This is a genomic window from Pseudogemmobacter humi, assembly GCF_900609055.1.
Taxonomy (GTDB): domain Bacteria; phylum Pseudomonadota; class Alphaproteobacteria; order Rhodobacterales; family Rhodobacteraceae; genus Pseudogemmobacter; species Pseudogemmobacter humi.
On the sequence record NZ_UXAW01000105.1, the window covers coordinates 1 to 17,488 of the forward strand.

General features: G+C 67.4%; 19 protein-coding genes. 2 read left to right on the forward strand and 17 right to left on the reverse strand.

Features of this window, described 5'->3' with window-relative positions; genetic code table 11:
- Positions 1–328 precede the first annotated feature (328 nt).
- On the reverse strand, positions 329–700 hold the full coding sequence (locus tag XINFAN_RS18365) for a hypothetical protein (RefSeq protein WP_199286464.1): 372 nt from the start codon (positions 698–700) through the stop codon (positions 329–331).
- Positions 701–794: 94 nt separating this feature from the next.
- Between XINFAN_RS18365 and XINFAN_RS18370 the strand changes: the two genes are divergently transcribed.
- Positions 795–1,568, forward strand: coding sequence for an alpha/beta fold hydrolase (locus tag XINFAN_RS18370; protein WP_124088321.1), 774 nt, complete (start codon positions 795–797; stop codon positions 1,566–1,568).
- 6 nt (positions 1,569–1,574) lie between these two features.
- Here XINFAN_RS18370 and XINFAN_RS18375 read toward each other — a convergent pair whose 3' ends face one another.
- Both XINFAN_RS18375 and XINFAN_RS18380 read right to left on the reverse strand, forming a co-directional pair.
- Positions 1,575–1,754, reverse strand: coding sequence for a CTP synthetase (locus tag XINFAN_RS18375; protein ID WP_124088322.1), 180 nt, complete (start codon positions 1,752–1,754; stop codon positions 1,575–1,577).
- A gap of 71 nt (positions 1,755–1,825) precedes the next feature.
- The gene (locus XINFAN_RS18380) at positions 1,826–2,641 is read right to left on the reverse strand and encodes a CHAD domain-containing protein (protein WP_124088323.1); all 816 of its coding nucleotides are present in this window, start codon (positions 2,639–2,641) and stop codon (positions 1,826–1,828) included.
- Positions 2,642–3,069: 428 nt separating this feature from the next.
- Here XINFAN_RS18380 and XINFAN_RS18390 point away from each other — a divergent pair, with 428 nt between their 5' ends.
- A complete protein-coding gene (locus tag XINFAN_RS18390) occupies positions 3,070–3,486 on the forward strand; it encodes a PaaI family thioesterase (RefSeq protein ID WP_124088324.1) in 417 nt (138 codons plus the stop codon).
- Between the two features lie 76 nt (positions 3,487–3,562).
- On the opposite strand, the gene XINFAN_RS18395 is transcribed toward XINFAN_RS18390, so the two are convergent.
- The 14 genes from XINFAN_RS18395 to XINFAN_RS18460 all read right to left on the reverse strand — a co-directional run bounded on the left by XINFAN_RS18395 (position 3,563) and on the right by XINFAN_RS18460 (position 17,339).
- Positions 3,563–4,393, reverse strand: coding sequence for an energy transducer TonB family protein (locus XINFAN_RS18395; protein ID WP_124088325.1), 831 nt, complete (start codon positions 4,391–4,393; stop codon positions 3,563–3,565).
- On the reverse strand, positions 4,390–4,839 hold the full coding sequence (exbD, locus tag XINFAN_RS18400) for a TonB system transport protein ExbD (RefSeq protein ID WP_124088326.1): 450 nt from the start codon (positions 4,837–4,839) through the stop codon (positions 4,390–4,392). Before exbD ends, XINFAN_RS18395 begins: the two co-directional genes overlap by 4 nt.
- Positions 4,840–4,842: 3 nt before the next feature.
- The gene (gene exbB / locus XINFAN_RS18405; RefSeq protein WP_124088327.1) at positions 4,843–5,901 is read right to left on the reverse strand and encodes a tonB-system energizer ExbB; all 1,059 of its coding nucleotides are present in this window, start codon (positions 5,899–5,901) and stop codon (positions 4,843–4,845) included.
- A gap of 481 nt (positions 5,902–6,382) precedes the next feature.
- The gene (locus XINFAN_RS18410) at positions 6,383–7,435 is read right to left on the reverse strand and encodes a DUF1513 domain-containing protein (protein ID WP_124088328.1); all 1,053 of its coding nucleotides are present in this window, start codon (positions 7,433–7,435) and stop codon (positions 6,383–6,385) included.
- Between the two features lies 1 nt (position 7,436).
- Positions 7,437–8,402 (reverse strand): imelysin family protein, encoded by a 966-nt coding sequence (locus XINFAN_RS18415; protein WP_124088329.1) that lies wholly within the window; start codon positions 8,400–8,402, stop codon positions 7,437–7,439.
- Positions 8,402–9,916 carry a di-heme oxidoreductase family protein gene (locus XINFAN_RS18420; protein ID WP_124088330.1) on the reverse strand — a complete coding sequence of 505 codons (1,515 nt, stop codon included), beginning with the start codon at positions 9,914–9,916 and terminating at the stop codon, positions 8,402–8,404. Before XINFAN_RS18420 ends, XINFAN_RS18415 begins: the two co-directional genes overlap by 1 nt.
- A 959-nt stretch (positions 9,917–10,875) precedes the next feature.
- Complete coding sequence (gene bfr, locus XINFAN_RS18425) at positions 10,876–11,361, reverse strand: bacterioferritin (RefSeq protein WP_124088331.1); 486 nt, start codon at positions 11,359–11,361, stop codon at positions 10,876–10,878.
- A 158-nt stretch (positions 11,362–11,519) separates the two neighbouring features.
- Positions 11,520–11,777 (reverse strand): (2Fe-2S)-binding protein, encoded by a 258-nt coding sequence (locus XINFAN_RS18430; protein ID WP_124088332.1) that lies wholly within the window; start codon positions 11,775–11,777, stop codon positions 11,520–11,522.
- Between the two features lie 13 nt (positions 11,778–11,790).
- Positions 11,791–13,053, reverse strand: coding sequence for an imelysin family protein (locus XINFAN_RS18435; protein WP_124088333.1), 1,263 nt, complete (start codon positions 13,051–13,053; stop codon positions 11,791–11,793).
- 374 nt (positions 13,054–13,427) lie between these two features.
- Positions 13,428–14,696 (reverse strand): DUF6161 domain-containing protein, encoded by a 1,269-nt coding sequence (locus XINFAN_RS18440; protein ID WP_124088334.1) that lies wholly within the window; start codon positions 14,694–14,696, stop codon positions 13,428–13,430.
- A gap of 427 nt (positions 14,697–15,123) precedes the next feature.
- A complete protein-coding gene (locus tag XINFAN_RS18445; protein ID WP_124088335.1) occupies positions 15,124–15,408 on the reverse strand; it encodes a hypothetical protein in 285 nt (94 codons plus the stop codon).
- Positions 15,409–15,418: 10 nt separating this feature from the next.
- Entirely contained in the window at positions 15,419–16,555 is a 1,137-nt protein-coding gene (locus XINFAN_RS18450; RefSeq protein ID WP_124088336.1) for a pyocin knob domain-containing protein, read from the reverse strand.
- Entirely contained in the window at positions 16,552–17,004 is a 453-nt protein-coding gene (locus tag XINFAN_RS18455) for a hypothetical protein (RefSeq protein ID WP_124088337.1), read from the reverse strand. The genes XINFAN_RS18450 and XINFAN_RS18455 overlap by 4 nt, the downstream gene beginning before the upstream one ends.
- Positions 17,001–17,339, reverse strand: coding sequence for a hypothetical protein (locus tag XINFAN_RS18460; RefSeq protein WP_148087157.1), 339 nt, complete (start codon positions 17,337–17,339; stop codon positions 17,001–17,003). The genes XINFAN_RS18455 and XINFAN_RS18460 overlap by 4 nt, the downstream gene beginning before the upstream one ends.
- Between the last annotated feature and the right edge of the window lie 149 nt (positions 17,340–17,488).

The window sequence follows — 17,488 nt, forward strand, 5'->3', positions numbered from 1 at the left end:
CCTCCCGCCCCGGCAACCGGGGCTGATGGCTGAGGCCCCCACCTGCTTTCGATAATACAACATCCCCGACCAGAAAAGCGCAGGCAAACCCGCCTGCGCTTTCCCTTTTCGAACATCGGAGGGGGGCTCGGGCTCTGCCCCTCATACGACGCGCCGCCGCCAGGGAACGGCACCGGGGAAGAGCAGCGCGAGGAAAGCCGCGCCAGACACACCCCGCGCGCGCCCGGCCACTCACCCACAAAATGAACCAAACGCCGCCGCCCGCCCATGCGCCGGAAGCACCCGCAAAGGACATCTCGTCAAAGACTTGCGCGCAGCGCCCCGCACCTCAGATATAGCCGCGCCACAAAAGCCAGCCGGCAAAGCCAAGCCCCACCACCAGCAAAGAAAACCCCACCGAAGCCGCAACCCGACCGACCACACCTCGAAACCAGGCGCCAGAACCGCCAGCAGAAAAATGGCGCAGGCAGATGTCGTAATCGCGCGCGACATCTCCCTCGTCGAGCTGCGCCTGAAGTTTGGGATTGCGCGCCATTTCCGCGGCGCGGGCGAGCGATTTCGCCGCCGCGCGCACACGGCGCGGCAGTTTGCGCCCGGAATGGCGCAGTTTGGCCTCGAAATCGCGGCCGCGCGCGCCGAGGCGCTCGGACAGCAGTCCCTCGACCCGATCGGCCATCTGACGGATGGTCACCGCGCTCATGCGCATCCCCCTGAAGTGGCGGAATTATCCGCAAATCGCGGCCGCACCGCAACCACTCTGGCCTCGCACAATCCGTTTCGATATGGAAACGCTCATGCTTGCCACGATCCGCCACCCCGCCACGGCCCCCGACGGCGCCCTTCCCCTGGTCATCGCGCATGGGCTTTACGGCTCGGCGCGCAACTGGAATGTGATCGCGCGGCGGCTTGCCGACCGGCGCGAGGTGATCGCGGTCGATATGCGCAACCACGGCGAAAGCCCGCGGGCGGACAGCCAGTCCTATCCCGATATGGCCGCCGATCTGGCCGGGGTGATCGAAACCCTCGGCGGGCGCGCCGATCTGATGGGCCATTCGATGGGCGGGAAGGCCGCGATGCAACTGGCGCTGACCCGGGGCGATCTGATCCGCCGCCTGGTCGTCGCCGATATCGCCCCGGTGGCCTACAGCCATGACCAGAGCCGACACGCCCAGGCGATGCGGGGGCTGGATCTGACCGGCCTGACCACCCGCGGCGAGGCCGACCGGCGGCTTTCGGCGACGGTCGAAGATCCGGCGCTGCGCGCCTTCTTCCTGCAATCGCTGGACCTCAAGGCCGGGGGCGGGCCGCGCTGGCGGCTCAATCTCGACGTGCTGGAGGCCGAAATGGCGAAGATCGTCGGCTGGCCGGGCACCGAAGGCCGCTTCGACGGGCCCGCGCTGTTCCTGACCGGGGGCGACAGCCATTATGTCCGCCCCGAACATCGCGAGACGATCCGCGCGCTGTTCCCCCAGGCGCGGTTCGCGAAGATCCCCGGCACCGGCCACTGGCTGCATGCCGAGAAGCCACGCGAATTCGAGGAAACCCTGCGGGTGTTCCTGAACGCCTGAGGCCGCTCAGGACGAGAGCTGCCGCGCGATCATCCAGGCCACCGGCAGCGCCAGCACCGCGCCGATGGCGGCGCCGAGAACGATGGGCTGCACCGCGACCTGGCCCGAGGCCAGCGCCACCACCACGCCCACCCCCGCAAGCGTGGGCAGGGTGATGGAGAGCAACAACAGGAACAGGCGGGTCATCTGGCGGGCCTCCTCTGGCGGCGGTGATGCCGCCTTGTGGCACGAAATCCGCGCCCCGGCTTTGACACGGGTCAAACCGGCGCCGCACCGGCGATCTGCGACCACAAAAGCGCCGCGCGGGCCAGCGCCTGCGTCTCATCCCCGGCGGCGCCCGCGCGTCCGCGCGCCCGCGCATTGGCCAGATCGTTCAGCACGCCCAATTCGTCCTGGAGATCCTGCATCGCGCCGCGCAGGGCCTCCCATTCGCGGGCGGGCCAGAGCGGCGCGAAGAACTCGACCAGATAGCGCAGCGTTTTCATATCCTTGCGGAACTCGTGTCGCTCCTCCTCCGGCAAGGCGGCCAGATCGTCGCCATGGGCCAGCGCGGCGGCCCAGGCCGCATCCAGCGCCGTGGCAGCCAGCCCCCCCACGGGCGCCGCCCGCGCCGCCAGCCCGCGCGGGCCGGTCCTGAGCAATTCGCCCGCGGCATAAGCGCGTTTCAGCGCCGGGGCGAAAGCCACCGCCTTTTCCTTGCGCAACTGTTTGCGGATGCGGCTCCGCAGCGCCGCGGTGGAGCGTGTGAGGGATTTCCCCGCCGCCTCGCCCTTCGCTGCCAGGAAGACATCGGCATCGCGCACCTCGCCGAGCGCGCGGAAGATCCGTTTCGCCGCCGCCCGCGCCGATGCCGCCGGTTTGCGCCGCAGGATCGGGGCGAAAGCGTCCAGCGCGGTGGTCAGCCGCCTGAGCGCCACCCGCGCCTTGTGCGGCCCGCTTTCGTCATCGCTTTCCAGAAACACCGCAAGCTGGCGGTCGGTCTCGTCGCAGAGCCGGACGAGGATCAGACCGAGCGCCGCCTCGCCGCTCATATCCGCCGCGATGGCCTCGTTCTCGGGCGCGTCTTCGGTCACATCCGGCCTCCGGGCAGGGTTCGCCCGTTCTGCCTAAGCGCCGAATGAAACAGCTTCATGTCAGCCGGTCAGCGGGTGGCGGGCTACAGACTGGCGGGCAGATCGGCGGGCGTTACCCTTTCGGCCGGCCGGAACGGCGCTTTGAGCGGGCCGTGAAAGCCGTATCTGCCCGGCGCCATGATCCGTTCCGCCTGCGGGCGCGGATCAGGCATCCCGGCCCGGCCAGCCGTGCGGTCGGCGAAAGCCTCCGCGCGGCATATGGCAAATCGCGAAACGTCCGAACTCCATCATGCGACCGTTTCCCGCCGCTCATGATGGCCGTTCCTCACCAGGCCGCGCCCCGGCAAGAGGAGAGGTGAGGAAACCGTCGCGCCCGCGGCCCGGGCCGTGCTATGGAACCGGCAGCGACAGACCAGACGGAACGCCCGATGCCAGAGCCCCCTGCCCCGCCCGCCAACGAGATTTCGGCCTTCGCCGGTTTCCTCGGCCTGAAGATCCTGCTCCTCGGCCCCGAGCGGGTGGAGGCCGAACTGCCGGTGCGGCCCGAGTTGCTGAACCGCAACGGCGTGCTGCACGGGGGCGCGATCATGGCGCTGGCCGATGTGCTGGGCGGGGCGGGAACCTTCGCCAGCCTCGCCCCTGGCCAGGGCACGACCACGGTCGAGAGCAAGACGAACTTCTTCCGCCCGCTGCCGCCGGACGAGCCCGCGCGGGCGGTCTCGGTGCCATTGCACAAGGGGCGGCGCACCATGGTCTGGCAGACCTCGGTCCTGCGCGCCGATGGCAAGCTGGCGGCCATGATCACCCAGACCCAGATGATCCTCGACCCGGCGGCGCCCGGCTGAAGCGGAAGCCGACCTCCGACCCGCCGTAACGAAAAAGGGGCGCCGGAGCGCCCCTTTTCCTGCCGGATACTACGGCTTATTTCGCCACGAATTCAAAGGAATAGGAGCGGCCGACACCGGGCGGCGGCGGCGGGAACGGCGCCGCGCGGCGGATGTGATCCAGCGCCACCTGATCGACTTTGGCCGAGCCCGAGCTGCGCGCGATCCGCACACCGGCCAGCCCGCCACCCTCGGCGATGGTGAAGCTGACCACGGCGACACCCTTCTCGCCCGCGCGCTGCTTTTTGGTGCCGCGCACCTTCTTCATCACCGAAGCCGCATAGGATTTGGCCGAGGCCTTGCCGCTGCCGGCCGAGGCCTGGGCGTTCGAGGCCTGTTTCGACGCCTTTGCCGCGGCAGCCTCTTCCGAGGCTTTCTTTTTCGGCTTCTCTTTGGTCTTTTCTTTGGGTTTCTCAGCCGTTTTCTTCGGCTTTTCCTTCTCGACAGGCTTGGGCTTGGGTTTGGGGATCTCGACCACCGGGGCGGGCGGCGGCTCGATCTCGGGCTCGGGGATGTCCTCGGCCAGCATTTCCTCGATCACCGGGGTCTCGTCGGGCACGTCGGGCGCCTCGGTCAGTTCCGGCGTCTCGGGCATATCCTCGGTATCGGGCGCCTCAACCTTTTCCGAAGGCGCCTGATCCACCACATCGGGCGACGGCTCCGCCATCGCCTCGACCGCCGGAACCGGCGGCAGCATCACGAGGATCGCCTCGCTGGCATCGCCGACCGCATCGCCGGACTCCTGGATCGCCAGCGCCCAGGCCCCGATCGCCGAGACCAGAAGCGCCGAGACCGAGGTCGACACCAGCCAGCCGAAGGTCGACCGGCGCGACGCGGTATTGTGGGATGGCAGCAGAGGACAGGTCATGGCGCATCTCCTTCGCCTGCCGCCGCCGCCGCGCCTTCCAGGCCGACGAGGGCGACTTTCAGGTAGCCAGCGTTCCGAAGCTCGTCAAGGACGACCATCAGTTCGCCATAAGGGATCTCTTTGTCCGCGCGGAAGAATACCGCCGTCTCGCGGTCGCCGCCGGTCTTTTCGTCCAGCACCGCCTGAAGCGCGCCGGCCGGGACCGGCTCGTTGCCCAAAGACAGCACCCGGTCGAGGCCCAGAGACAGCCAGAGCGGCTCATCAGGGCGTTCCTGCGGCTGCGCGCTGGTGCCGGGCAGGTTGACCGGCACGTCCACGGTGGACAGGGGCGCGGCCACCATGAAGACGATCAGCAGCACCAGCATCACGTCGATGAAGGGCGTGACGTTGATTTCCGAAACTTCGGCGTCTTCGTCTTCGGTGCCGCCGCCGGTCGATGCGCCCATGATTCAGCCCCCCGCCGCCAGCCGGTCGAGCGCCCGGCTTTGCAGCCGCGACGCCGCGGCGCCGATGTCGCCCAGCTGATGGCGGTATTTCGCCAGCCGCCGGGTGCAGATGTTGTAGATCAGCACCGCCGGGATCGCGGCAGCAAGGCCGATGGCGGTGGCAAGCAGCGCCTCGGCGATGCCCGGTGCCACCACGGCAAGGTTGGTGGTCTTGGTCTCGGCGATGGCGATGAAGCTGTTCATGATGCCGAACACGGTGCCGAACAGCCCGACGAAAGGCGCCAGCGAGCCGATCGAGGCAAGGATCCCGGTGCCCGCGCGCAGCTTCTGCGCGGCGCCGGCCTCGATCCGGGTCATGGCGGCGCTGGTGCGCTCGCGCACGCCGGGGATCAGCACCGGCTCGGCCTCGGCGAGGCGGAGTTCCTCATATGCGGCGCGGATGATATCGGCCGAGGGGCCCCGGCGCGCGGCCACCGCCGAGGCGGCCTCGTGCAGGCCGGGCGCGGCTTCCAGCTGGCGCGCGGTGCGGCGCATCGAGGCGAAGGCGAAGGCGAATTCGGCGGTCTTGTGGATCAGGATCACCAGCGCGGCGAAAGCGGCGATGGCAAGGCCCACCATCACCCCCTGCACCACCCAATGCGCCTCCCAGAACAAGGCGTCGAGCTTGACGCTGTGGACCGGCATCGGCCCCGCGGCGGGCGCGGCGGGATCAGCGGCAGCGGGCGTAGCGGCGGGAGTGGTCTCGGGCGCACCTGCCGGAGCTTCCGCGGCGGCGGGCTGTTCTGCCGCGCCGCTGGCAGGGTCGGCCACCGGATCCGCGGCGGGGGCCGGTTCGGTCCCGGTCGCAGGCGTCGCGGGGGCAGCCTCTTCCGCGCCGGGCGCGGCGGGCGCAGCGGGCGCCTCATCGCCCACATTGGGCAGGGCTCCGGCGCCGGTGTCGGCCGCGGGTGCATCGGACAGGCCTGGCGCCTCGGTCGAAACCGCCGGAGGTGCCGTTTCCTGCGCGGCGGCCATACCGCCCGTCAGAAGAAGAAAAGTGATCAGTGCCGCGCGCATCTTCATCTTACCAGTTCATTTCTTTTGAATCGCAGTTCCGGCATGATGCCGGAGGACAGAAAGCCGGCCGCATCGCGGGCGCGGCCTGTCGGGGGTGGCTGAAGAAACGACCGGACATGGCACTCTTTCCGTTCCCTGTTCCGACCCGCCCCGGCGCACGAAACGCCGGTTACGGCCCCTGCCGGGCCCGCGACGCAATGGCCACGGGCGACGGTCCTTCCACCCGATCAGCATCCCGCCGGAGGCTTGCCCCGCCAGCGGCGGCTGCGCTGGCAAAGCAGCAGTATCCGACTTGATCTGTCAGGAAAAGGCTTTAGGAATACCGACTTTAATTGTCAAGTATGCCTGCGCCACCACCCTCCGAAAGCCCGGTTTCGCAGGCTGTTCAGCGGCTTTGGAAGGCCGGTTTTTCCCGCGAATGAGCCTGGGGCGGCGGCCCGGCTTTGCAGATGCGGCATCCCGCCACACCCCGGGCCGAATCGGCGGCTCAGCCGACCGGCACCATATGATTGTCCCAGGCCACCGGCGCATGGCGCAGCGGGATCAGCTCATCCCCCGCGATCCGCCACAGCCCGCCGCCGCCGTCCGAGGCCGCGAAATCCGTCCCGAGCGGCGCAAGGCCGCAGATGTCGGCGCGGCGCAGGGTGGCGAGGGGTGCGCCCTGATCGGAAAACACCATCACCGCGCCGCCGCGCGGCGAGGAAATCGCCACCCGCCCGCCCGAGGCCGCGATCGAACCGGCATAGCCCTGCATGGTGAAGGCATCCTCCGGCGCGGGCGGGCAGAGAATCGGCGCGCCGCCAGGCGTCCACAAGCCGAGCAGCGGCACCGGCTCGGCCGGGTCGCCCTCCCATTGCATGGCAAAGCCGACGCCCCCGCCCACCAGCGCCAGATGGCGGATCGAATTCTGATGCAGCGCGGGCTCCAGTTCCGCGATCTCCAGCACTTCGCCGCCGGGCGAGAGCAGCGCCAGATTGGGCCGCATCCGGTCGATATTCAGCTTGCTGCGGTCGGCGGGGTCGGTCTCGATCCCGCCGTTCGCCACCACCAGCCGTCCGTCCGCCAGCCGCTTCATGTCATGCGGACCGATGCCGCCCGAGCCCCATTCGCCGATCCGGGTGTAGCCTTCCGTCTCCCACAGCCCGATGCGGCCCTGCGATCCCTCGGCCACCACTTCCGAGGTCATCAGAAGCGCCCCGTCGGCGGAAAACGCGCCATGGCCGTTGAACTGCCGCCCCCCGGGCGGGGTCAGCCGGTGCCGCAGCGCCCCGGTGAAACAGTCGATCACCAGCGCGAAAGTGCCGGGGCGCCGGGCGAAAGCCACCGCCTCGGCGCGCGAGGGATGTGCCGCCGCCGCATGGCCGCGCGCGGGAAGCGGGATCGCGAACAGGCTTTCGCCTGCCGGACCCAGCCCGTGCAGCACGTAATCCTCGCCGGCGCGGCCCGCCGTCAGCCAGGCCGGGCTGCCCACATCGGCCCAGCCGATGCCCGGCAGCGACAGCGAGGCGAGACCGGCCAGAAATCCGCGTCGCGTGGCCATCTCAGTCCCCGTCCTGCGCGTTGAACCCAATCCCCACGCCAAGCGCCGGGGCCATTTCCGCCATCGCGGCGGCGCGGATCGCCTTCACATATTGCCGCAAAAGCGCGATCTCCGCATGTTTCGCGGGGTCGGCGACGCCCGCGAAGACCGGATCCTTCAGCTTGCCGCCATGGGCAATGGCGCGGTCAAAGGCGGCAAGGGTCGCTTCGGCCTCGGGCAGCAGCGCCGCCGCCAGCCGGCGCAGACCCTGAAGATTCACCGCGACATTGCGCTGGCTGCGCGCCGAGGCCTTCGCTTCGGCCCGTTCCGGGCGCGGCTTCTCATCGCCGAGCGGGCGGCCGAGCCGCTGGTCGGCGATGAATTCCAGCCCCGCCATCATCTGGGTGAAGACGGCCTGGCGGGCCTCGGCGGGGCTCAGGTAGCGGGTGTTCCCCGCCTCGCCCGCCGTCAGGAGCGTGGCGGCGAAACCGGCGTCGCCCTGCCAGCCCGCCTCGATCTCCTGCGCCAGCCGCGCCAGATCGGCGGCGGTCGCCCGGATCAGCGGACAGGGATCGGCGGGCAGGTCCTGCGGCCAGAGCAGCCGCTCCAGCCCCGACAGCCCGCGCGCGGCGACCGACTGGTCGCGGAAATCCTCCGGCTCCAGCCTGGCCGGATCGCCGGTCAGGAGCGCCCGCTGCGCTTTGGCGCCCAGCCCCTTCGGGTCGGGCCAGAACCAGATCGCCAGCGCCCTGCCCTTGTCCTCGGCCGGGCCGAAATGCAGGAAAGACACCCCGAGCCAGGCGTCGAGCGCCTCGTGGAACGCCGGGCGCAAAGCCTCTGCCTCACAGCTTTGCGCCGCCGCCTCTGCCAGCGCATCGGCCGCAGCGGTGAAACGGGCGTAACCGGGCAGGATCACCTCCTCCACCGCCTCGCGGGTGTCGGCGAAGGCAGGCGCGGCGCAGAGGGCAAGCGCGAGGGTCAGACGCATCACAGGCTCTCCAGGAAGGCGATCAGCGCCTCGCGGTCTTCGGTCGGCAGGGCGATCACCGCCTCGCGTTGCGCTTCGGCCTCGCCGCCGTGCCACAGGACGGCCTCAAGGATGCTGCGCGCGCGGCCATCATGCAGGAAATATGTATGGCCGGAAACCTGTTTGGTCAGCCCGATCCCCCACAGGGGCGGCGTGCGCCATTCGCGGCCCGAGGCGCGGCCCTCGGGGCGGTTGTCGGCCAGGCCCTCGCCCATGTCGTGTAGCAAAAGGTCGGTCCAGGGCCAGATCAGCTGGAAGCTCTGCTCGGGCTGGCCCTTCAGCCGATGCGTCACGAATTTTGGATTGTGGCAGCCGGTGCAGTTCAGCCCGTAGAAGATTTCCTTGCCGCGCAGGACCTGGGGCGCGTCGGGGTTGCGCCGCTCGGGGACGCCGAGGTTGCGCGCGTAAAAGGCCACCAGATCAAGGCTTTGCAGATCGACCTCCAGCCCGTCGCGGATCCCCGGCTCCTGCCCGTGCGGGGCGGCGCGGCAGTCGCTTTGCGCCGGGGTGCATTCGCCCCAGGGATCGGGGACGACCGGGGTGGAGAGCCCCATATCGCCCGAAAACGCATCGGCCGATTGCTGGCGCACGGTGGGCGTGCCCGCCTTCAGCCCGAACCGCCCCAGCATCGGCACGCCGAATTCCTGCGAGGGCACAATGGAAATGCGCCCGGAAATTCCGTCGCCGTCCTGGTCGTCGGGATCGGCGAGCGCGATGATATCGGCGGCCGGGATCGCCTCCAGGAGCCCCAGCCCGATCATCTGCGGCGCGACGCGCGGCGAGAGCATGAGATCGGGGTGCAACTCGCCGTAGCCGGGGGTCGAGATGGAATATTCGGGCTGGCGCAGCATGACCACGCTGCCATCGGCGAGCGTCACCGGGGTCTCGTTCCAGTCGATCTCCATCCGCCCCTCGGCCCGGTGGCCGGGCGCGGCGAAATCCTGAAGCTGGCCGCCGTAGACCGGATCGGGCTGCGTCGCCAGCCATTCCGCGATGCCTTCGGGCGCGGGCCCGCCGGGCAGCGACAGCCGCAGGAACATCGAGACGCGGCCATCCTGCGGCCCCTCGGGCGGATGGCCGCGGCCGTCCTTGAGGTGGCAATCCTGGCAGCCGCGCGCGTTGTAAAGCGGCCCGAGCCCGTCCGAGGCTTTGGTCGAGGACGGCGCCGCGACCCAGGTCTTGCGAAACAGCGCATTCCCGAGCTTGAAATCCATCTCATGCGCGAAGGGCATATTGGCCGAGAAGATCGAGAAAGCATCGGCATTGGCCCGGAGCCGCACCGTGGCCGCGCCGCCGGGCATGGCCTCGAACGGCTCGGGCAGGGTGAAATCGGCAGGCGGAGCGAGGACTTTGGCGATCCGTGCCGCCTCGGCCACGGTCCGGGGGATGACCGGCAGGTGGCGGTCGTCCAGGTCCTGCGCGACGGCGGGAATGGCCAGGGCAGAGAGCAGAAACGGGATGAGCGGGCGAAACATCGGAGGCTTCCTTTCGCCCCCCTGTCCTGATGGTTTTCCCCGAGTCTTTCAATCGGAAAACTGGGCTGCGACCGCGAGTCTCAGGGCCGCCCTGGCGGGTGGGCGGACGCGGCGCCCCGGGCCACAGCCGCCCTGCCGGAAAGCGGCCAGGCAATGGCCAGCGTCGGCACGGGGGGCTGTCTGCCCCCCGGAGCGGCCTCCGGCCGCTCTCCCCCCGAGAGTATTTATATCAAGGTGAAAGCAGCATGGCCCCCGCGTATTTCTGTCTTCGGATGTCCCCGGGGACGGTCATCGGATCGGGGAAGCGATGCACGGGGGCGCAGGATCCTGGGAGCAGACAATGCCCGCCCGCTTCCCGCAGATGATCGGGGCGATCTTGCCGTTCCGAACGCCGGGCGGCCGCCGCAAGCCGCTCGCCATAAGGTCGGACCATCTGTGGCAGCGTATCGGATGGGGGGTGGCTGCGTCAGAAGCCGGTCGGACATGGCTGGGGAGAACATCTTCCCGCAGGCCCGATGGCGGTCTTTCGTTTCGCTGTGGGTTGCTTTGACCGGCGTCAGAGGAAGTGATCCTTCGCAGGTTTTTGAAAACCGGAGTTTTGGGCTCAGTCTGGGCACCCCGCGGCAGGACGCTCGGGCCCGCCTCAGGCACATCCACGTGCCGGAATGAAACCAGGGCTCTGCCGGTGCGGCTGTAGCAACGAGGCGCGTTTTCGTAGTCAGGGCGAATGATCCGGCGCTTCCTCAGCCAGCGGGCGATCCCTGTACGCAGGGTCGGGGGGCAGGAGACCATCACCCCCTTGCTAGGGAAAAACCCGTCTGCGTCGCAGGCCAATGTATTCTTATGCAGAGAGTCCCTTCACTGCCGCGCCGGGCAGAAGAAACCGCGGGGACGGCTCTCGCTGCCCCCGCCCGGCCGCAAATGAAAAGGCGCCCCGCGGGGCGCCTGGTCGCGGCGGATCACTCCTGCTCGTTGGCAGGCGAGGCGTTCAGCAGCCCGTAGTGCTTTTCGCCCAGTTGCTCGTAGAGGCCGATCTGGGTTTCCAGGAAGTCGATATGGCCTTCCTCATCCCCGATCAGCTCGTCGAACAGGGCGCGGCTGACGTAATCGCCGACCTGGTCGCAGTATTTGCGCGCCTCGATATAGAGATCGCGCGCGCCATGTTCGGCGGCGAGATCAGCGTCCAGCACTTCCCGAACATTCTGGCCGATCCGCAGCGAATCCAGCTTTTGCAGATTCGGATGGCCTTCGAGAAAGATGATGCGGGTGATGAATTTATCCGCGTGATGCATCTCTTCGATCGATTCCGCGCGCGCCTTGGCCGCGAGCTTGCCGTAGCCCCAGTCGTCCAGCAGGCGGTAATGCAGCCAGTACTGGCTGACCGCGGTCAGTTCCGACCGGAGACCGGCGTTGAGATATTCGATGACTTTGGCGTCGCCCTTCATGGCTTTCCCCATTCGTTGCGCAGGCCTCTGCCTGCCGCGCTGCGTATGGAGGTGAAGGTAAGCGCCATCGTTTCCGCTGTCCATGGGGGGCGCGGAAATTTTTTAGAATAATTCTAAATCCGACAGAAACACCTGGATCAGGCGCCGGTCGGGGCAACCTATCCCAGCCGTCTGGCCCGCATCCGTTTCAGCATCGGAACCGCGGGCTGCGCCGGATCGTCGGCCACGCCGAAGCTGTCGCAGCCGCGCATCGTGTCGAGGAACAGCGGCATGCAGCCGCCGCAATCGGCCTTCTTGCCGAGCGCGTGATAGACCTTGCCCGGGGTGATGATCGTCGACGGGTCCGAGGCGCGCATCCAGTCCACCGCGGCGCGGATCTCGTGATCGGCGATGCTCATGCAGGAACAAACGATCATCGTGCTCTCCGGCCTATTGGAAAACGGCGTTGGGGTTGTCGAGGCTGTCGGAGCCCTCGAAGTCGATCTTCGAGAGGCCGAGCGCCGCCACCGCGCGCTCGATCGAGGCAGTCTGCGTCACCAGCGCATTCACCGCCCCCATGATCAGCTTCTCGCCCTGTTCGTTGCCCGGGGCGAGCATCTGGTCATAGGCGAAACCCTCTTCGGCGGCGGTTTTGATCGCGTTCAGCGCGGCAACCGAGGAATCGAGTTCCGCTTTCAGCTGGTTGTCCACCGCCGGGTCCTTTTCGGCCACCAGATCCGACAGCGAGGGGCCGGTGATCTCGGTGCCGTCGATCCGGGTATAGCTGCCGAGATAGACGTTACGGATGCCCACCCCGTCGTAGTAATGGCTGTTGTGGGTGTTGTCCGAGAAACAGTCGTGTTCCTCCTCGGGGTCCGACAGCATCAGGCCGAGCTTCATCCGCTCGCCCGCCAGCTCGCCATAGGACAGGCTGCCCATGCCGGTCAGCATCGCCATCAGCCCCGCCTCGGGGTCGGAGATCACCGCCTCGCGCGCCTCGCCGCCCTCGGTCCATTGCGCGGCCATGAACTCCAGATCCGAGACCAGCAGATCGCCCGCCGCCAGCAGATAGGCGGCGCGGCGGTCGCAATTGCCGCCGGTGCAGGCGTCGCCATTGGCGAAATCGGTCCAGGGCCGGTTGCCGGCGCCGGCTTCGGTGCCGTTCAGGTCCTGGCCCCAGAGCAGAAACTCGATGGCGTGATAGCCCGAGGCGACATTGGCCTCGATCCCGTCGGCCTCCTGGAGCACCCCGGAGATCAGTTCCGGGGTGATGCTGGTGGCGTCAACCTCGGCCCCCGAGAGGGTGAATTTCGGCGTGGCGATCACGTTCAGGGTGGCGAGCGGGTTCTCCTCGCTTTCGCCGTAAGAGGCGTCGACATAGTCGATCAGCCCCTCGTCCAGCGGCCAGGCGTTGACCTTGCCTTCCCAGTCGTCGACGATCGGATTGCCGAAGCGGAAGGCCTCGGTCTGCTGATAGGGCACACGCGAGGCGAGCCAGGCCGCGCGGGCCGCGTCGAGATTTTCCTGCGAGGGCTGCGCGACCAGCCCCGCCAGCGCCTCGCGCAGGCTGCGCGCGGTGGCGAGGCTGTCGGCATAACCCGCCTCGGCGATATCGGCGTAATGCGCCACCACTTCGGCAGGCCCGGCCGCAAGCACGGGAGAGGTCAATGCGGTGCAGGCAAGGGCTGCGGTGGCGATACGGCGACGGATCAACGCTTTACTCCGGCAAGAGTGATGAAACCGCCATCCTCCGCCACCCGCATCGGGCGGTCTGATCGCAAGGCAAGAGGGCTCGGTCCGGTCATGAGGCAGATCGCTTGTCAGATCCCGGGGCGGCAGGACGAAAGCCCCGGCTGATTGACCGAATGGATGACAAGTTTTATCGGAAAAGTAAAGCCGAGAATTTTGGTCGGACACTCACAACCAGGCGAGGCCCCCCCCTTGTGGCGTGACACGAACTTTTGCAGTGCGTGACACGAGTATTTGCAGCAGAGCGATTTTGTAAAACTAGGTGTTGAAGGCCTGTTCAAAGGGGCATCACGTCCACTTTCCGGTGCCGAGCCCAGCTGAGGCGAGACGACCGCCCCCTATGACCTTGGACCCGCCATGGCCTTAGCGAGAATCGCGGCGGCGGAAATGTCCATGCTCGGATCCTCGTCCCTGATCACGCCGTCCTGGCTGGGTCTGAAGAGCGTAGCAAGAACGATCGCCTCCTGCTCGCGCGAGACGCTGTTATCCATGACCAGTGCCAGATACGCCTCGGTAAAGGCTTTCCTCTCCTCGCAGCCCAACGCCAGATGGCGCTCGCTCAGGTAGATCTTGCTGAAGAAGCGCATCGCCCAGATCAGCATCGACGCGACCAGCAGCAGGCCCCCCACGGTCACCGGCCCCTTGAATGAGAAGGCTGTTTCGCAGATCCCAGTGTCAGGATCGCATCTGATCGTGCTGAAGGACTCGGCGACAAAATCTCCAAAGCAGAACACCACCAGGGCAGCCGCAACCACGGTCAGGACCAGAACAGCCAGGAACGCGATGAACGCCCTCCGGGAGGCCTTTCGATGTTCCTGTCCCTTGGTGTTCCAGAGAAGAGCCGGAGCCCGATACTGAAGGTGGTGGGTGAAGGTGTTATGGGTCTCTGCCCACCGCGCCTCCCACGCCTGTCGCATGTCCACAAATGCCGTCTGCTCGTCGTCTATCAGCCGGGCCGAGGTGCGCTTGAAGGCAGCTACACGGGCGTTGATCCGGCTATCGGTCCGATCCATATGAGCATCGAATTTCGTGACGTCTTCAGCAAGCTGGCTGCCCCTTGTCTGAAGCTCCTCGACCAGAGCACCGAGCTTTTCGGCCTCCACCTCCACCTTCTGAACCACGGATCGTAGTTGCAGTGCCTTTAACATCTGCCGGCGCGATAAGACCAACACCGCTCCCAGTCGATCCGCCCCCACAGATGTCCCGCTGCGGTCGGTGCGAGGCTGAACCCAGTCATGCTGCACCCACCAATGGCGCGCCACGCAAGCGGCTTCATAAATATCGCCGTTTTCAAGCAGATCTATAAGGACTGAGCCAGTTATAGACTCCCTGGGCGGCAACACCGCGAAAGACGGTGCCGCGGAAACCGAATACTCGCCTGCACCGAAATCATGTGCTGCGATGGCTCCTTCAAGCGCATCATAGTGTGTCTGAAACGTTTCTCTGGTTTCTTGTAGATACAGCTTGTTTCGACCTGACGCGTTCTGAGTCAACTTTTTCCAGAACTCCTTCTCGCGGCGAAGGATCTGCTGCAACGCTTCCAGACTTCCCGCCTCAAACAGTGTGCCTGCGGAAGATGTAATTCTGAAACTATGTTTCGACGCCAAATCCTGCCCTCCGAATGAACATCAGGAGCATTGACCGTTTCAACCTCCTTGGCAAACCTTGGTTCACCGCCACTCACGCCGCCCAAGCGGTCTAGGATTCGGGCGAGTTCGGGCGCCGTTGCCGCCGAGCCACGGGGCCACGGGGGCCACCGGCGGGACGGGAATCATCGACTCCGTCATGTGATCGTGTTCCAAGGATGCCGCCCTCGCGAGGGTGGAGCGGCCATGAGCTTGTGCTGGTCGGCGGGGCGCTGTGAGAGGTTTCCCCGTGTCGGAGAGGGCTGCAACCCTCTCCGGCCTCCCTTGAGGCCGTAAGTCATGCAGCTGGCGGCACGGCCCTTTCCAGCCCCAAGATAACCATCGCGGCATTCACATCATCACCAATGACTGCGCGCTGCCCGGCTTGCGGACGAACGGCGCGAAGGGGTTAAACATGGCTGTCCGGGAGCCGGATCCGGCCGTCACCGGACACCCCGACCGGATCGGGAAAGCGCAGCGCCTCGGGCGCGTCAGGCCCGTGGGGCAGCAGCACGGTGACGTGCCAGACGCCCTCGATCAGTGCGGGCTGACCGACGATCAGCGGATGCGGATCTGCCCCGGCATCGTAGCCGGCGAGATCGACCGGCTGGCCGTCGATCTCCAGCACGGCGCCGGAGACCGCGAGGACAGGGACCGGCCAGTCGGCGCGGATCGGGGATAAGGTGATGATCATGGAAACCTCCTCAGAACCAGCGGCCGATGGCCTGGGCGCGGATCGGCACGGTGCCGGCCCTGGTGACGGCGGACAGCGCCCGCAGCGTGGCGCTCGTGGTGCTGGGCACATAGGGCACTGAGCCAAAGCTATGGGCCTCGGCCGGCGCGCAGGTCACTACCGGCGCAACCGCGAAGGAGGCCGGGAATGTCCAGGCCACATCGCCCGACGAAAACAGCCCGCCGACAACCGTGCTGGCGTTCGGCGCGCTCAGATCGGTGCGGGTGCAGATCTGGGTGCCGTCCGCCCAGCGGACATATTCGCCGTTGGCGTTCAATCCGCGCTCGATCACTGCGCCGGTGGGCACCCCGGACGCCTGCGCGACGGTCCCGACGATCCGGCCCTGATTGATCACCTCGCGCCACGCGGTCCACACTCCGCCGGTCAGCGCCCGCACGAACTGCCGCGCTGTCCCGGTCCCGGAGATCCCGGTGAAAAGCGTCAGCGTCTGGACCCCGTGCAGGTCGTTGTGCCGCTGATACTGGCCGATGAACCAGACCCCGGAGCCCCCGACCGGCGCATTGGCGGCGTTGTTGGCAGAGTAGATCACGCCGCCGGCCGTGGCGTTGTTCCAGTCGCTGACAGCGACAGCATTGGCCAGAAGCCCGGCATCGCCGACCTTGAGCATCCGCCCGGCCGTGGTGTCGGTCGCGCTCTCCGTCCTGATCAGTTCGAGGGTGGAACGCATCGCCGCGGCATTGGCATCATCGAGCAGCGTCCGCGCGAAGGGTGTCAGATCGGTCGCGGCCATGACCCCCTCGCCGGTCCAGTAAGGCAGCTTATTGGCGCCCGAGGCCAGCTGACCCAGAGACAGCAGCGTCCCGCCCGCCAACTGTTGCAACAGCGCGTTGATGGCGACCTGAAGCCGGACGTTGTCGTCGAGCAGCGTCACGTCATAGGCCGCGCCGGCCAGCGCAGACCCCGGCCATGGCCGCACGAGGGTCAGCGAGGTGGCGCTGGCGATCGACAGGATCGGCACCGAAAGCCCGCGCGCGGTGAACATGTCGCCCGGCCGAAGCCCGGCGGTCAGCCAGCCGGTGCCGGTGCCGGTCACCACGGCGCCGTTGGCCGCTACCGAGATCGTGCCGGTGGAATAGCTGGTGGTCATTGCGCCCCTCCGAGGTCAAAGGTCAGCCCGGCCGAGATCACCGCATCCGCATGGCGGCCGTCGCTGGGCATGATCTGCACAAACAGGTTGCCTTGCCGGATCTGGACGCCGCCGAGCGGGATCAGATCGCCGGCACTGACCCGGTAATGGCGGCCGTCGCCCGGATAGAGCGCCACCCCCAGAAACAGCGCGGCCCCGCCGTCCTGCCAGTCCAGCACCGGCAGCGCCGCGGTGGTGGCGATGGCCCCGCGGCCATGGCTGTTGCGAAACACGCCGAGGCTGAGATCCAGCCCGCCGCGATCCTCCCATGTCACAAAGAGCCCCGGATTGCGCCCGTCATAGCCCGGCCCGCCGGGATGGGCGGAACCGAGCAGGATCGAGAGCCGGTCGGGATCGGCCGCGACCGGGGCGGCGAACAAAGCGGCAGCAAAGGTCAGGACACGGATCATTTGCTGATCTGCCTCACGGTAAAGATGGTGGACTGGAAGCTGAGGGAGGTGATCCCGGCCGGCCTGTATACAGACAGCCGGTATCTGCCGTTATCGACAGTGCCGAGGAAGCCGAGCGCAAACTTGTCGATGGTGCGGATGACGAATTCCCGGCCGGGAGTCGCCATATAAACCTTGCCCAGATTGCCGAATGCGCTCCATACGCCCCCGATATAGCGGTCGATCTGAATCGTCAGGGTCAGGCTGGACGCTCCCGCGAACCCGATCTCTCCTGACAGTTCGAGAAGAACGGGGTTCTCGGCCGCCGCGCCGCCGATGCGCGGCGCGAATTCCATCTCCATATCGGTGCCGACCAGCGGCTCTCTCGTCTCATAAGTGGTGGCCGTGAGCTGCTGCTGGTTTCGTGGACACGAAGATAAGATCGTGACCAAGGAACTGGAGAGTGGATATGACGAGACGGAAGTTCAGCCGTGAGTTCAAGATC